The sequence below is a fragment of the Spongiactinospora sp. 9N601 genome (genome assembly GCF_044326295.1).
GTDB lineage: Bacteria > Actinomycetota > Actinomycetes > Streptosporangiales > Streptosporangiaceae > Spongiactinospora > Spongiactinospora gelatinilytica.
This window is the reverse complement of sequence record NZ_JBIRBB010000017.1, coordinates 117,611-131,144: the sequence shown is the minus strand read 5'-3', so window position 1 is coordinate 131,144 and position 13,534 is coordinate 117,611. Positions and strand designations below refer to the sequence as shown.

The following is a 13,534-nucleotide window of genomic DNA, read 5'->3' as shown; positions in this document are numbered from 1 at the left end:
GGTGGACGGGCTCGGGGGCCGTTCATCCTTCGTGTTCGGCCTTGAAGGCCAGGAACTCTCGTTCGAGATCGTCGTTCTCCTCCTGCCAACGACGACGGCGCTCGTGCCACTCCTCCTCGGTCAGCGCCTCGGGCAGCCAGCGGTCGTACTCGGGGTCGCCGGGAGACAGATCGACGTAAGCGTTGCCGATCAGGCGACCGTCATCGCTTGCCAGGCTTTGCGGTACGCGCAGTGTCCCGTCCGCGAGCCGGATGACGTTCATGATCGTGACCTTTCCACGCCCCTAGATTCCGTAGCGCCGGTTGAAGAACAGCATGACGTTGAGGGCCATCCGCGTGTCACCGCCCAGCATGTCCACCAGCGCGGGACGCTGGCGCGAGGCGATCGCCGCGAAGGCGTCGGCGAAGAACTCCTTGCGCCCGAGCCCGGCCGGCTGCCGGTGGAAGGCGGAGAAGAGCAGCGGCTCGCACGCCTCGTACAGCGCGACGAACTCGGGGCAGTCGGAGACCCACTCCCCCGGCCGCGAGTCGATGTCGTCGAGGGCATGGCCCACCTCGTGCATCATCACATCGGGTGTCGGCGAGGGCCGGTCGCCCACGACGATCTTGCGGTCGCCGTACGCGCCCGCGCAGATGTCCCAGGTCGCCCGGCCCGAGGGCAGCGGCGCGCCGCGCAGGTAGCCCATGTCGTCGAGGTCCGGGACGCCGCCGGGCCCCACGTAGATCCCGTCCAGCCCAGCGGCCAGCACGGCCTTCAGCCGCTCCGGCAACTTGGCGAGGCTCTCAACGGCCCGCACGGCCTCCGGAGAGGGGGGACCCTGCCAGGAGTCCCACTGCCGGTGCAGGATGCTCTCCAGGGCGCCACAGTGCCGCAGGCCGTCGCCCAGGTCGGGCGACTCCGGAGAGTTGGGCTGGGCCCTCGGCTGCTCGTCGTCCAGCTCGAAGTCGCGCCAGGTGTACTGCGGGCGGTAGCCGCCCGCGGCGGCCGACCGGCCGCCGCCGTTGCGCATCTCGTCCGCCTCGCCGGGGACCTCGCGCACCTGGCCCTGGCGCCCCGGCTGGTAACCGCTCTGCTGACCGGCCGGGTGATCGGTCTGGTTTCCGGTCGGATATCCGGCCGGGTATTCGCTGGGGAACGCCCGGGTCGCCTCCCAAGGGTCGGCGCGTTCCCGCGTACTGTCCTGGCGCTCTCGTGACCCCTCGCCCTCGCGTACCGTCTCGCCCCGGTACGGCGAGGCGTACGGCCCGCGCTGCCACCAGCGGGTGGTGCCCCGCCGGTGCCGCCCCTTCTCGCCCGAATGCGCCATCGCGCCCCTTCATCGCCCCACGGTTCGCGCATCCACGGTACGACGCCGGGCCCCGCCCGTCATCCGAAATGTCCGCGCAGTACGGTGTCCGCAACCTGACTCGACGTGATGGACGCACCACCGACGCCGATGGCTTACGCTGCGGGCATGCCCATGGTTCTCGGCCTGGCCCTGCTGGCCTTCTGGCTCTACTGCCTCTTCGACGTCATCACGACGCCCGAAGAAGAGACCAGGAATCTCCCCAAGGTGCTGTGGGTGCTCATCGTGGTGCTCCTGCTCGCCATCGGCGGCCTGCTGTGGCTGCTCCTCGGCCGGCCTCGGGTGCCTTCCCCGCTCGCGCCGGAAGCAGGGCCGGGCGAGACCGCCCGTCCCGCGGCCCCGCGCGGCCCCGACGACGACCCCGAGTTCCTGAAAGACCTCGACCGCCGCCTGCGCGACGAGGACTGAACCCCGGGAGACCGTCAGGGGCTGCCCGGAATGTCGGCGTAGGAGTGCAGCCCGCCGAGGAACATGTTGACGCCGACCAGGTTGAACAGCAGGCAGCCGAAGGCCACGAGCTGCACCACCATGGCCGCCCTGCCCCGCCATCCGCCGGTGGCGCGGGCGTGCAGGTAGGCCGCGTAGGCGATCCAGGTGATGAACGCCCAGATCTCCTTGGGGTCCCAGCCCCAGTAGCGCCCCCACGCCTTGTCGGCCCACAGGGCTCCGGCGATGACGGCGAAGGTCCACAGCGGGAAGGCCAGCACGACCACCCGGTTGGTGATGCGGTCCAGGTCGGCCCGGGTGGGGAGCCGGGAGGGACGGCCGTCCTTGCGGAACAGGTAGATGATCCCGGCGACGCCGCCCACCGTGAACAGCCCGGTCGCGATGATCGCGGCGCTCACGTGGATGGCGACCCAGTAAGAGTTCAGTGACGGCTGCACGGGGCCGGCCTGGACGTGCAGGTAGCGTACGGCGAAGCCGAGCGAGAGCGCGGCGGCGACGGCGACGAACGCGCCCAGGAAGCGCAGTTGCGGAAACTTGTGGCGCATCACCAGGTACGCGGTCACCGTGGCCAGGCAGATGGCCACCACGAACTCGTACATGTTCGCCCACGGCCAGCGGCCCACCGCCAGTCCCCTGGTGACCAGGCAGCCCGCGTTGGCCGCCCAGCCCAGCCAGGTCAGCGCCAGGGCGATGAACCCCGCCCGGGCCGGCCATCGGGGGCCCGCCGTGTCGTCGCCCGCGGGCGCGGGCTCCGCGGCGGGAGCGGCTTCGGGCACCGCCGCGCCCGCGCCGACCAGCGCGTGCTCGCGCACCACGGCCGCCTGCTGTACCGAACGGCGGCCGAAGCCGAGGTGCAGCGCGTAACCGATCATGGCGAAGACGTAGAGCAGCACCGTCACCAGCAGGAGCTGGTCGCTCAGCGTGGCGAGACCGGTGTCGACCTCAGCGGGCATGTTCACCTCCGGAAGGTGGGATGGGTGTGGCGTGGCCGGTCAGCCGGGCGCGCCCTTACGCCCTGCGGGCTCCGTGGACCTCTGAGCCTCCTCGGACCCCTCGGGCTCCTTGGGCGCCGTGGAGTCCTTGAGCGCCTTGACGATGTCGGCGAACTCGTCGGCGAAGCCGCCGTCGCCGCTCTCGGTGCGGGTGAGCCCGCCGACCTCGATCACCTGGCCGGTGCCGTCGTCCCGGACGCGGACCCACAGCCGGCGACGGCGGATCATCAGCGACAGCAGTACGCCGAGCACCGCCGCCACGGCGGCCACCAGGGCGGGCAGCCGGCCCGGGTCGTGCGCGATCTGGAGCGCGGCCCACTCCTTGACGCCGGTGAAGGTGATTTTGCCGTACCCGCCCGGAAGGTCCAGGCTCTTGCCCAGCTCCACCGGCTCGGACATCATGACCAGGCGCTTCATCTTCTTCAGCCGCTCCTGGTCGAACAGGTAGACCGACTGCGGCACGCCGGAGCGCAGGCCGAGGTCACCGGCGAAGGCGGTGACCTGGACGACCGGGTTGATCGCGGCGGGGAAGGTGGAGTCCCAGGAGCCGTCCTGCATCTCGGTCGCGGTGGGCAGGAACCTGATCGCCAGGCCGAGCTGGTCGGGTTTGGCGTCCGGGACCTTGATGGTGCACTCGGAGGCGAAGGTCCGGCTGCTTTGCGGCAGGCAGGCGACCGGCCCCTCGAAGGCGACCTGACCTGCCCCGTCGGTGACGGTGAAGGTCGGCGCGTAGCCGTGGTCGATCAGGTAGGTCAGCGTGCCGTTGACGTCGAGCGGGTGGTTGACCTTGAGCGTGTAGTCGCGTTCGGCCGCCGCGGGCGAGTCGTGCACCGACAGCCGGGCCGTGTAGTCCAGCACCTGGCCGGGCCGGTCACCGGCGATCTGGTAGTCGACCTTGAAGTCGTCGAGCTGGAAGGAGAACGGCTCCAGCGACTCGGCGGAGACCTGGCTGCCCGGGATGTACCGGTCGTAGGCGGCGACGGTGTTGGCGAAGCCGTTGCCCTCGACGATGAGCACGTTGCCTCGGTAGCCGTACAGGGCGCCGATGCCGAGCGCGAGCAGGATGCCGACCAGCGCGGTGTGGAAGAGCAGGTTGCCCGCCTCGCGCAGGTAGCCCTTCTCGGCGCCGATCCAGCCGGGGCCGGTGACCACCCGAAAGCGCCTGCGGCGCAGCGCGGCGACGAGCCGGTCGGTCGTGGCGGTGCCCTCGAAGGCGGCATGGTGCGGCAGCCGGTTCAGGTGGCGCGGCGCGGCGGGCGGCTCACGGCGCAGCTCGCGCAGGTAAACCCTGGTCCGCGGCAGGATACAGCCGATCAGCGACACGAACAGCAGCAGGTAGATCGCCGCGAACCAGGGGGCCTGGAACACGTCGAACATCCACAGCCGGTCCAGCCACTCGGCGGTGCCGGGGTTGTTCTGGAAGTAGCGGGTCACCGCGCCCGGCTCGACGCCGCGCTGCGGGAACAGCGAACCGGGCACCGAGGCGAGCGCGAGCAGGAACAGCAGCACCAGCGCGGTCCGCATGGCGGTGAGCGTGCGCCAGAACCAGCGCAGCCAGCCCACCACGCCGAGCCCCTTGGCGGCGGGACGGCCCCCTGGCGCGGCGGCGCTCTCGCGTGTCGTCGTGTCGTCCGTAGTCGTCTTCTTCATCAGATCACCGGCCGGAACCCTCCGATCCAGCCCTGCATGGTCATGACGAGATCGCCCCACAGCCCGGTGACCAGCAGGACGCCGACCGCCACCAGCATGCCACCCCCGACGCGGGTGATGAGCCGCGAACGGCGGCGCACCGCCGGGAGCGCGTGCAGCAGCCTGCGGTAGCCGAGCCCGGCGATCACGAAGGGCAGGCCCAGCCCGAGCGCGTACGCGAAGGCGAGGATCGCCCCGCGCCCCGCGCTGCCCTGGTCCAGGCCGAGGGTGAGCACCACCGCCAGCGTCGGCCCGATGCAGGGGGTCCAGCCGAGGCCGAACACCACGCCGAGCAGCGGCGCGCCCGCCAGCCCCGCGTTGGGCAGCCGGTGGATCCGCACGTCTCGCTGCAATCCTGGGATCAGCCCGAGGAAGGCCAGCCCGAGCACGACGGTCAGCACGCCGAGCACCCTGGTGATGATCTCGGAGTTGCCGAGCAGGGCCGCGCCGACGCTCCCGGCGAGCGCGCCGCCCGCCACGAACACCAGCGCGAAGCCGAGCACGAACAGCCCCGAACCGATCAGCAGCCGCCCGCGCTTCGGGTCTTCGCCGCTCATCCCCGTGACGTACGACAGATAACCGGGCACCAGCGGCAGCACGCACGGCGACAGGAACGACACCAGCCCGGCCGCCAGCGCGATGGGCAGTGCCAGCGCCAGCGACCCCGACGCGACGGTGTCAGCCAGACCTTCGTTCATCACTCACCGTCTTGACCGCGTTGAGCAGGTCGGTGTACTTGACCGCGCCGAGCGCCCTGGCCGCGATGCGGCCCTGCCGGTCAATGATCAAGGTGGACGGGATGGCGGCGGGCGGCACCGTGCCCTGGAAGGCCAGCGCCACCTTGCCGGGCTGGTCGTACAGGCTGGGGTAGCCCGGCTGGTGGTTGCGCTCGAAGGCCAGGGCGGCGGCCTTGTCGTCCTTGAAGGCGACGCCGATGAACTCGACGCCATCGCCCTTGGTCTTGGCCGCGACGTCCTTCAGCACGGGGGCCTCGGCCACACAGGGAGCGCACCACGACGCCCAGAAATTCAGCACGACGACCTTGCCCTTGGCCGCGGCGAGCGCGACCTTGCTCCCGTCGAGCGCGGCACCGTCGACGGCCGGAGCGGGCTTGCGCCCGTCAGCCGGGAAGACCGACACCTTGCCGTCGCCCGCGATGAAGCGGGTGTCGCCGGTGCTGGGCTGGCCTCCCTGCGAACCCGCGCACCCGGCCAGCGCGAAGACCGGCACGAGCGCGTAGGCGAACGCCCGGAACACGGCGGATTTCCTGGTGATCACGGGAGGGAGGCTCCTTGCACTACAAGCAGTAGAGCTGTCACTCTACCGGCGCACGGAGTCGCCCGGCACACCGCCCCGCCGGGTGCCGGCCCGGCGCGCGGCACGTTCAGCGGGGGCCGGTGAGGCCGGGGTCGGGCCAGCCCTGGTCGGGGCGTCCGGGCTGCGCGCTCCGGGGGTCGTCGGCCTCGCGGGCCAGCGACCCGGCGGGCTCGCTGTAGCCCACGCTGGCCAGCCGGTCGCCCTCGAAGGTGAAGGAGGTCAGGCTGGCCAGGCCGCACTGGCGGCGGCGCGGGTCGTGCCACAGCCGGCGGCCCTCGGCGGCCAGCCGGATGATCCAGATCGGAAGCTGGTGGCTCACCAGCACCGCCTCGTGGCCGCGCGCGGCGCGCCTGGCGTCGTCGATCGCCGCGCGCATCCGGGCCAGCACATCGACGTAGCGTTCGCCCCACGAGGGACGGAACGGGTTCCAGAAGTGGCGGTAGTGCCGCGGGTTGCGGAACACGCCCTCGCCGGGGCGGATCGGCACGCCCTGGAACACGTTGACGGCCTCGATCAGTCGGTCGTCCAGGCCGACGGGGAGGCCGAGCTTTTCCGAAAGCGGCGCCGCGGTCTCCTGCGCGCGCTCCATCGGAGAGCTGACCAGCAGGGACACGTCGCGGTCCGCGACCGCGCCGGCCACCATCTCGGCCATCCGCCGGCCGGCGTCCGACAGGTGGTAGCCGGGCAGCCTGCCGTACAGGACGCCCCCGGGGTTGTGCACCTCACCGTGCCGAAGCAGGTGGACGACGGTGGTTTGAGCCATGGTGGGCCTCAGCCTACCCATACGTACCTTGCGTGACGCGCGCAGGGACCCGGCGCGGGCCGGGGCTACGCCTGGACCGGTTCGGCACGGGTCTCCTCGCCGCCGGCGATGTACGGCTCGGCGGCGCGGCGCAGCGCCTCGACCGCGGCCCGGATGGCGGGACGGCGGGCGGCGTCGGTGCGCCACACCGCGAAGATCCGCCGGGTCGGCCGGGGCCTGATCGGTACGGCGCGCGCGCCGTCCGGCAGGCGTTCGCTGCCCAGCCGGGGCACGATCGCGCAGCCGTGCCCGGCCGCCACCAGCGCGATCTGCGTGGCGTACTCGTCGACCATGCAGGTGATCTCCGGCTCGACCTCGGCCGAGCGCAGCGTGAAAACCAGCCAGTCGTGGCAGATCGTGCCCGGCGAGGAGCTGATCCACCGCTCGCCGCACAGCTCGGCGAGCTGGATCTCGGCCCGCCCGGCCAGCGGGTGGTCCGCGGGGATGATCACGTCGGCGATGTCGTCGAAGAGTGTGGCGCGAGACAGCCCGTCGGGCAGGGCCATCGGGCGGTTGAGCCAGTCTTGGGCCACCGCGAGGTCGAGTTCGCCGCGGGCCACCTCGCGTATCTCCCGGTCCGGCTCGCGCTCGAAGAACTGGAGCTCAAGGTCGGGGTGCCGGGTGCGCAGCGAGGTGAGCGCGGCGGGGATCAGCCCGCGCGCCGCGGTGGGGAAGGCCGCCATGGACAGCTTGCCGACCACCGCCCCGCGCAGTGCCTCGAAGTCGGCTTCCGCGGTCTCCACCAGGGCGAGGATGCGCTCGGCGTGCTCGGCGAGCAGGCCGGCCGCGTCGGTCAGCCGCACGCCGCGCCCGCTGCGCTCCAGGAGCGTCGCGCCGGTCTCGCGCTCCAGCTTGGCGAGTTGCTGGGAGATCGCCGAGGGGGTCACCATCAGCGCTTCCGCCGCCGCGCCCACCGATCCGTAGACCGACACCGCGTGCAGCGCCTTCAGACGGTTGAGGTCCAACATGTAAGCAAGTCTAAACTACGCCCCCAAGAAATACTCGCTTGTGCTGAACAGTCCCCTGCCCGGAAAATAGATGCATGAGAATACAAACCGCCTCGCGCAAGCAGCACGAAAGCCAGATCAACTACCTGGAGAAGCTCGCCACCGCCGAGCGGGAGCGCCGCGCCCGGGCCCGCAGGACCGGCCGCGACCCCCGCCCGGTGAAGTCGGCCGAGACCAACTGATCGACCGGCCGGCCCGGATTCACCCGCGCGCGGCGGCCTTGGCCGCCAGAGGGAGGGCGCCGGTGACCCGCTCCACCGCCTCGTCGTCGTGCGAGGCCGACACGAACCACGCCTCGTAGGCCGACGGCGGAAGATACACCCCCTGGTCCAGCATCGAGTGGAAGAACGCCCGGTACGCGGACGTGTCCTGACGCTGGGCCCCGGCGAAGTCAAGCACCGGCTCGTCGGTGAAGAAGATCGAGAACAGGCTGCCCGCCCGCTGCAAGCGGTGCGGGACGCCCTCAGCGGACAGCGCCGCAGAGGCCGCGGAGCCGATCTGCGCGGCGACGGTGCCGAGCCGCTCGTACACCCCGTCATCGCATCCGCGCAGCATCGCCAGGCCGGCGGCGCAGGCCAGCGGATTGCCCGACAGCGTGCCCGCCTGATAGACCGGCCCATCAGGGGCGAGCCGGTCCATCACCTCCGCCCGCCCGCCGAACGCGGCGGCGGGCAGACCACCGCCCATCACCTTGCCGAAGGTCATCAGGTCGGCGTCCACCGGGTCCAGCCCGTACCAACCGGCGCGGGAGACCCGGAAGCCGGTCAGCACCTCGTCCAGGATGAGCAGCGCGCCGCTGGCCGTGCACAGCTCGCGCAGCCTGGCGTTGAAGCCGTCGCGCGGCGGCACGATGCCCATGTTGGCCGGGCACGCCTCGCTGATCACACAGGCGACCTCGAACGTCCGGAACGCCTCCTCGACCGCCGCCACGTCGTTGTACGGGAGCACGATCGTGTCGGCGGCCGACGCGCCGGTCACGCCGGGGGTGTCCGGCAGGCCGAACGTCGCCACCCCCGACCCCGCCGCGGCGAGCAGCGCGTCCACGTGCCCGTGGTAGCACCCGGCGAACTTCACGACCTTCGCCCGGCCGGTGTAGCCACGGGCCAGGCGCACGGCCGACATGGTGGCCTCGGTACCGGAGTTGACCAGCCGGACCTTCTCCACGGGGGCGACCCTCGCCACGATCTCCTCGGCCAGCTCGACCTCGCCGGGCGTCGCGGCGCCGTAGGAGGTGCTGTGCTCGATCGCGGCGCGCAGCGCCTCGACCACGGCGGGATGCCGGTGGCCGAGGATCATCGGACCCCATGAGCCGACCAGATCGACGTAGCGGTTGCCGTCGACGTCGGTGATGTAGGGCCCCTGGCCCGAGGCCATGAACCGCGGCGTGCCGCCGACCGCGCCGAACGCGCGGACCGGGGAGTTGACCCCGCCGGGGATCACCGTGCGGGCTCGGTCGAACAGATCCTGGGAGGACTTGGCGCTACTGGTCACGTCACAAGCCTACGACCGGCCCTCTCCGGTCACTCGAGTGCCACTCCAGTGCGCCCGAAGAACCGGGGGTCACTCGAAGGAGTCGGCCAGCCAGTCCAGGACGCGCAACGGGTCGGGCAGGGGACGGCCGTCGGGCGGGCGCAACCAGGACACCGGCTGCCCGGTGGGCAGCGTCGAGGGCGGGGCCAGGACGTAGCTGTCGCGGCAGTGCCAGCGCAGGCCAGGCGTGTCGTCCACGCTCTCGGGCACGCAGTCGAGGTTGCACGACCACCATTCGTCCTCGTCGTCCGGATTGCCGCGGGTGGCCACATAAAACAGAACCCGGTCGCCGTTGGCGGCGACCGGGCCGGTGCCAGAGCCGGATGCGTCCATCCGGGTGAGGGCGGCGAGCCCCGCGTCGAGCGGGGCGTCGAAGACGTCGAACACGCGTCCGGTGGGGAGGATCACATTGGCCTCGGGGTCACGCTCCCACCAGCGGCCGAGCTGCGCGGCGTCGAGAGTGGCCTGCATCTGCCACGCCGGGGACTGCGGATGCGCGCCCGGGTCGGGGCACCCGAGGCGGTCACAGGAACAGGCCCGCGAGCCGGTACGCAGCGGATGCGCCCCCGGGCAGACGGCCCAGCCGAGCGCGGCGTACTCCAGCACCGAGGCGATCCGCGACGTGTGCCGCCCCCGCCGTTTGGCACGCCGAGCAAGTGGTACCCCCACCATTGGTCTCCTCCGTCCGCGCGCCGGGATCGCCTACGCGAAGGCCACGGCGGGCGGCGCCGGAAAGGGCGCGCCAAAGCCACCGTGGGACACATCCGCGTGGGTGCTTACGCCTTCTTGCACTTTAACGCACGCGCCCCGGCAACCCACCGGAAACCCCCCGGTTGCCGGTGGTTCCCGGTGGTCACCCGTGGTGCCGCCGGCGCCGGTCAGACCGGCAGGCGGCGGGCCACCTCGGTCGCCCAGTAGGTCAAGATCAGGTCGGCCCCGGCGCGCCGGATCGCGGTCAGCGTCTCCATGATCACCCGCTCGCGGTCGATCCAGCCGTTCGCCGCCGCCGCCTCGACCATCGCGTACTCGCCGCTGACCTGGTAGGCGGCCACCGGCACGTCCACCGCGTCGCGGATCTGGCGCAGGATGTCGAGGTAGGCCAGCGCGGGCTTGACCATCACCGCGTCGGCGCCCTCGGCGAGGTCGAGACGCACCTCGCGCAGCGCCTCGCCGATCGGGCCCGCAGGGTCCTGCTGGTAGGAGCTGCGGTCGCCGAACTGCGGCGCGCACTCGGCGGCCTCCCGGAACGGCCCGTAGAAGCCCGAGGCGTACTTCACCGAGTAGCCCATGATCGGCACCTGCGCGAACCCGGCCGAGTCGAGCGCGTCTCTGATCGCGGCGACCTGGCCGTCCATCATGCCGCTCGGCGCGATCATCTGGGAGCCCGCGCGGGCCTGGGACACCGCCGCCGAGGCGTAGCGTTCCAGTGTCGCGTCGTTGTCGACCTCGCCGTCCGGCGTGAGGATGCCGCAGTGCCCGTGGTCGGTGAACTCGTCCAGGCAGGTGTCGGTCATAACCACGAGCGCGTCGCCGACCTCGGCCAGCACGTCGCCCAGCGCCCGCTGCACGATGCCTTCCGGGTCGTCGGCGCCCGACCCGCGCCCGTCCTTGACGGCCGGGATGCCGAACAGGATCAGGCCGCCCACCCCCGCCTCGGCGGCGTCGTGGGCGGCCTTGCGCACCGAGTCGAGCGTGTGCTGGACCACGCCCGGCATCGACCCGACCGGGTTGGGCTCGGCGATGCCCTCCTTGACGAAGACCGGCAGGATCAGGTCCCCCGGGTGCAGCCGGGTGCCCGCCACCATCCTGCGCAGCGGCGCCGTACGGCGCAGCCTGCGCGGGCGGGCGACCGGAAACTCAGCGCTCATCATGCCCCTTCTCGCTCACTTGGCCCGGCGGCGTGCGCCCCTGCGGGTCTGGGACGGCCGGCGAGGCGTCTCCCCCGCGGCGACGGCCGCCTGCCGCTGCTTGGCACCGTACTCCGCCAGAGCCGCCGCGAGGGCCGAAGCCGACGGACGATCGGCCATCACATCGACCCTGAGCCCGAACTCCTCGGCGGTCCGCACGGTCTGCGGGCCGATCGCGGCGATAACGGTGACGTTGTGTGGCTTTCCGGCGATTCCTACGAGATTGCGAACCGTGGACGACGACGTGAACAGCACCGCGTCGAACCCGCCGCCCTTGATCGCCTCACGGATCGGCGCGGGCGGCGGCGCGGCCCTGACCGTCCGGTAGGCGGTGACGTCGTCGCACTCCCAGCCCAGCTCGGTCAGCCCCGCCACCAGGGTCTCGGTGGCGATGTCGGCCCTGGGCAGCAGCACCCGGTTGATCGGGTCGAGCATCGAGTCATACGGCGGCCACTCGGCGAGCAGGCCCTCAGAGGACTGCTGCCCGGTGGGCACGAGGTCCGGCCGCACGCCGAAGTCCACCAGCGCCCGCGCGGTCGCCTCGCCCACCGCGGCGACCTTCAGGCCCGCGAAGGCCCGCGCGTCCAGCCCGTACTCCTCGAACTTCTCCCGCACCGCCTTGACGGCGTTGCCGCTGGTGAAGGCCACCCACTCGTACCGGCCGGTGACCAGGCCCTTGATCGCCCGGTCCATCTGCTGCGGGGTGCGCGGCGGCTCGACCGAGATCGTCGGGACCTCCTCGGGCACCGCGCCGTAGGAGCGGAGCTGCTCCACCAGCCGGGCCGACTGCTCCTTGGTGCGCGGCACCAGCACCCGCCACCCGAACAGCGGCTTGGTCTCGAACCACGACAGCGAGTCGCGCAGCGTCACCGCCTCGCCGACCACCATCAGCGACGGCTCGTCGATCACCGTGTGCTTCAGGTCGGGCCCGAGCCTGCCCAGCGTGGAGGCGACCGTGGTCTGCTCGGTCGTCGTGCCCGCGCCCGTCACCGCGACCGGCGTGGTGTCCGGGCGGCCGGCCGCGACCAGCGCCTTGCCGACCGACACCGTGTCGCCGCCGGCGTTGTAGATCACCAGCGTGCCCGCGGTCGCCGCGTGGACCGACCAGTCGTCCACCAGCCCCGCGTCCACGACGCGGAACTCCGGCCCGGACGCCGCCGCCGGAATCCCGGCGTAGGCCAGCACCGCGGTGGCCGGCGGCACCCCGGGAACGATCTCGAAGTCCACCTCCCCCTTGGCGCAGGCGGCCACCTCCTCACTGATCGAGGAGAAGAACATCGGGTCGCCAGGGCACAGCCGTACGACGCGCCTGCCGCCCTTGGCGGCCTTGACCGCGCCCAGCGGGGCGGGGTCGTCGTCAGTGACGTCGATCACCTCGACGTCGGGCCGGGCGTGCCGCAGCAGCGCGCCGAACGCGGCGCGGTCCAGCACGACAGCGTCGGCCTTGCCGAGCAGCGCCGCGCCGCGCAGCGTGAGAAGGTTCTCATCACCGGGACCCGCGCCGACGAAGGCGACGAACCCGCCCGCGTGCTCGACGAAGGGCGGTGGTGAGTTGGTCGGTGTCGGTGAGGTCGGACTCGCGGAGCTCAATGGGACTGCTCCCCCATCAACGTGCCGGCCCCCTCGGCGACCATGGCGGCGGCGAGGTCGCGGCCGATCTCCATGGCCGCCGGGAGAGGCCCGGCGGCGGACTTACGGACCGCACGCGCGCCATCGACTGCGATGACGGCGGCGGTCATGTTCAGGACATGGGCATCGGCGACCGCGTACGCCCCGACAGGGGCGGCGCACCCGGCCTCCAGTGCGGCCAGCAGGGACCGTTCGGCGGTCACCGCCGCCCGCGTGCCGGGATCGTCCAGCACGCCGAGCAGCTCGACCAGATCGTCCCTGTCGGCGCGGCACTCCACCGCCAGGGAACCCTGTCCGGGCGCCGGAAGCATCTCCTCGATCTCAAAGATCTGGGAGATCTCTGACTCCCGGCCGAGCCTCGACAACCCCGCGACGGCGAGCACGATCGCGTCCAGCTCGCCGGACAGGACCTTGCCGATCCTCGTGTCGGCGTTGCCGCGGATCGGCACGAAGTCGAGGTCGGGGCGGAGCGCCCGAAGCTGGGCGATCCTGCGCGGCGACCCGGTGCCGACCCTGCCCCCCGGGGGGATGTCGGCGAGCTTGGCGGACCCGATCAGCGCGTCCCGGTGGTCGGCGCGCGGCGGTGTCGCCACCAGCGCGATCTGGGGATCGGGCGCGGTCGGCAGGTCCTTCAGCGAGTGGACCGCGAAGTCGATCTCACCGTCGATCACCTTGTCGCGCAACGCGCTCACGAAGACGCCGGTGCCGCCGAGCTGGCTGAGCTGCGCCTTGGTCACGTCGCCGAACGTGGTCACGCCGACCAGCTCCACCGGCCGCCCGGTCAGCTCGGTGAGCCGGTCGGCGACGAGCTGGGACTGGGTGGTCGCGAGCAGGCTGCGGCGGGTGCCCAGCTTGAGGGGGGGCATCTC

Annotated in this window: 15 protein-coding genes; 2 read left to right on the top strand and 13 right to left on the bottom strand. The window is 72.2% G+C overall.

Annotated features, from left to right (window positions below):
* Nucleotides 1-22 precede the first annotated feature (22 nt).
* Together ACH34R_RS34020 and ACH34R_RS34015 are read right to left on the bottom strand one after the other, a co-directional pair.
* Nucleotides 23-262, bottom strand: coding sequence for a hypothetical protein (locus ACH34R_RS34020; RefSeq protein WP_397565659.1), 240 nt, complete (start codon nucleotides 260-262; stop codon nucleotides 23-25).
* A gap of 21 nt (nucleotides 263-283) precedes the next feature.
* Nucleotides 284-1,306, bottom strand: a complete 1,023-nt coding sequence (locus tag ACH34R_RS34015; RefSeq protein WP_397565658.1) for a hypothetical protein — start codon at nucleotides 1,304-1,306, stop codon at nucleotides 284-286.
* Nucleotides 1,307-1,453: 147 nt separating this feature from the next.
* Here ACH34R_RS34015 and ACH34R_RS34010 point away from each other — a divergent pair, with 147 nt between their 5' ends.
* Complete coding sequence (locus ACH34R_RS34010) at nucleotides 1,454-1,753, top strand: PLDc N-terminal domain-containing protein (RefSeq protein WP_397565657.1); 300 nt, start codon at nucleotides 1,454-1,456, stop codon at nucleotides 1,751-1,753.
* A 14-nt stretch (nucleotides 1,754-1,767) separates the two neighbouring features.
* Here ACH34R_RS34010 and ccsB read toward each other — a convergent pair whose 3' ends face one another.
* The 6 genes from ccsB to ACH34R_RS33980 all read right to left on the bottom strand — a co-directional run bounded on the left by ccsB (nucleotide 1,768) and on the right by ACH34R_RS33980 (nucleotide 7,560).
* Nucleotides 1,768-2,745, bottom strand: coding sequence for a c-type cytochrome biogenesis protein CcsB (gene ccsB / locus ACH34R_RS34005; RefSeq protein WP_397565656.1), 978 nt, complete (start codon nucleotides 2,743-2,745; stop codon nucleotides 1,768-1,770).
* 39 nt (nucleotides 2,746-2,784) lie between these two features.
* Nucleotides 2,785-4,434: a cytochrome c biogenesis protein ResB gene (locus tag ACH34R_RS34000; RefSeq protein ID WP_397565655.1), complete on the bottom strand. Its 1,650-nt coding sequence runs from the start codon at nucleotides 4,432-4,434 to the stop codon at nucleotides 2,785-2,787.
* Complete coding sequence (locus ACH34R_RS33995; RefSeq protein WP_397565654.1) at nucleotides 4,434-5,171, bottom strand: cytochrome c biogenesis CcdA family protein; 738 nt, start codon at nucleotides 5,169-5,171, stop codon at nucleotides 4,434-4,436. Before ACH34R_RS33995 ends, ACH34R_RS34000 begins: the two co-directional genes overlap by 1 nt.
* Complete coding sequence (locus tag ACH34R_RS33990; protein WP_397565653.1) at nucleotides 5,152-5,751, bottom strand: TlpA family protein disulfide reductase; 600 nt, start codon at nucleotides 5,749-5,751, stop codon at nucleotides 5,152-5,154. Before ACH34R_RS33990 ends, ACH34R_RS33995 begins: the two co-directional genes overlap by 20 nt.
* 106 nt (nucleotides 5,752-5,857) lie before the next feature.
* Nucleotides 5,858-6,553: a histidine phosphatase family protein gene (locus ACH34R_RS33985; protein WP_397565652.1), complete on the bottom strand. Its 696-nt coding sequence runs from the start codon at nucleotides 6,551-6,553 to the stop codon at nucleotides 5,858-5,860.
* A 65-nt stretch (nucleotides 6,554-6,618) separates the two neighbouring features.
* Nucleotides 6,619-7,560, bottom strand: coding sequence for a LysR family transcriptional regulator (locus ACH34R_RS33980; protein ID WP_397565651.1), 942 nt, complete (start codon nucleotides 7,558-7,560; stop codon nucleotides 6,619-6,621).
* Nucleotides 7,561-7,634: 74 nt separating this feature from the next.
* Here ACH34R_RS33980 and ACH34R_RS33975 point away from each other — a divergent pair, with 74 nt between their 5' ends.
* The gene (locus ACH34R_RS33975) at nucleotides 7,635-7,781 is read left to right on the top strand and encodes a hypothetical protein (protein ID WP_397565650.1); all 147 of its coding nucleotides are present in this window, start codon (nucleotides 7,635-7,637) and stop codon (nucleotides 7,779-7,781) included.
* A 19-nt stretch (nucleotides 7,782-7,800) separates the two neighbouring features.
* Here the strand turns inward: ACH34R_RS33975 and hemL are convergent, their stop codons facing one another.
* The 5 genes from hemL to hemC form a co-directional block, all read right to left on the bottom strand.
* Complete coding sequence (gene hemL, locus ACH34R_RS33970; protein ID WP_397565649.1) at nucleotides 7,801-9,090, bottom strand: glutamate-1-semialdehyde 2,1-aminomutase; 1,290 nt, start codon at nucleotides 9,088-9,090, stop codon at nucleotides 7,801-7,803.
* A gap of 69 nt (nucleotides 9,091-9,159) precedes the next feature.
* On the bottom strand, nucleotides 9,160-9,801 hold the full coding sequence (locus ACH34R_RS33965) for a bifunctional DNA primase/polymerase (RefSeq protein ID WP_397565648.1): 642 nt from the start codon (nucleotides 9,799-9,801) through the stop codon (nucleotides 9,160-9,162).
* A 206-nt stretch (nucleotides 9,802-10,007) separates the two neighbouring features.
* Nucleotides 10,008-10,997, bottom strand: coding sequence for a porphobilinogen synthase (gene hemB / locus ACH34R_RS33960; protein ID WP_397565647.1), 990 nt, complete (start codon nucleotides 10,995-10,997; stop codon nucleotides 10,008-10,010).
* Nucleotides 10,998-11,012: 15 nt separating this feature from the next.
* A complete protein-coding gene (locus ACH34R_RS33955) occupies nucleotides 11,013-12,626 on the bottom strand; it encodes a uroporphyrinogen-III synthase (RefSeq protein WP_397565646.1) in 1,614 nt (537 codons plus the stop codon).
* Nucleotides 12,623-13,531, bottom strand: coding sequence for a hydroxymethylbilane synthase (gene hemC / locus ACH34R_RS33950; protein WP_397565730.1), 909 nt, complete (start codon nucleotides 13,529-13,531; stop codon nucleotides 12,623-12,625). The genes ACH34R_RS33955 and hemC overlap by 4 nt, the downstream gene beginning before the upstream one ends.
* Nucleotides 13,532-13,534: the final 3 nt, after the last annotated feature.

Bases quoted from the DNA above. Each gene is read 5' to 3' on its own strand.
- ACH34R_RS34015 (WP_397565658.1), bottom strand. From the start codon at position 1,306: ATGGCGCATTCGGGCGAGAAGGGGCGGCACCGGCGGGGCACCACCCGC.
- ACH34R_RS33985 (WP_397565652.1), bottom strand. From the start codon at position 6,553: ATGGCTCAAACCACCGTCGTCCACCTGCTTCGGCACGGTGAGGTGCAC.
- ACH34R_RS33975 (WP_397565650.1), top strand. From the start codon at position 7,635: ATGAGAATACAAACCGCCTCGCGCAAGCAGCACGAAAGCCAGATCAAC.
- ACH34R_RS34010 (WP_397565657.1), top strand. From the start codon at position 1,454: ATGCCCATGGTTCTCGGCCTGGCCCTGCTGGCCTTCTGGCTCTACTGC.
- ACH34R_RS33965 (WP_397565648.1), bottom strand. From the start codon at position 9,801: ATGGTGGGGGTACCACTTGCTCGGCGTGCCAAACGGCGGGGGCGGCAC.
- ACH34R_RS33995 (WP_397565654.1), bottom strand. From the start codon at position 5,171: ATGAACGAAGGTCTGGCTGACACCGTCGCGTCGGGGTCGCTGGCGCTG.
- ACH34R_RS34020 (WP_397565659.1), bottom strand. From the start codon at position 262: ATGAACGTCATCCGGCTCGCGGACGGGACACTGCGCGTACCGCAAAGC.
- ACH34R_RS34000 (WP_397565655.1), bottom strand. From the start codon at position 4,434: ATGAAGAAGACGACTACGGACGACACGACGACACGCGAGAGCGCCGCC.
- ccsB (WP_397565656.1), bottom strand. From the start codon at position 2,745: ATGCCCGCTGAGGTCGACACCGGTCTCGCCACGCTGAGCGACCAGCTC.
- hemB (WP_397565647.1), bottom strand. From the start codon at position 10,997: ATGAGCGCTGAGTTTCCGGTCGCCCGCCCGCGCAGGCTGCGCCGTACG.
- hemC (WP_397565730.1), bottom strand. From the start codon at position 13,531: ATGCCCCCCCTCAAGCTGGGCACCCGCCGCAGCCTGCTCGCGACCACC.
- ACH34R_RS33980 (WP_397565651.1), bottom strand. From the start codon at position 7,560: ATGTTGGACCTCAACCGTCTGAAGGCGCTGCACGCGGTGTCGGTCTAC.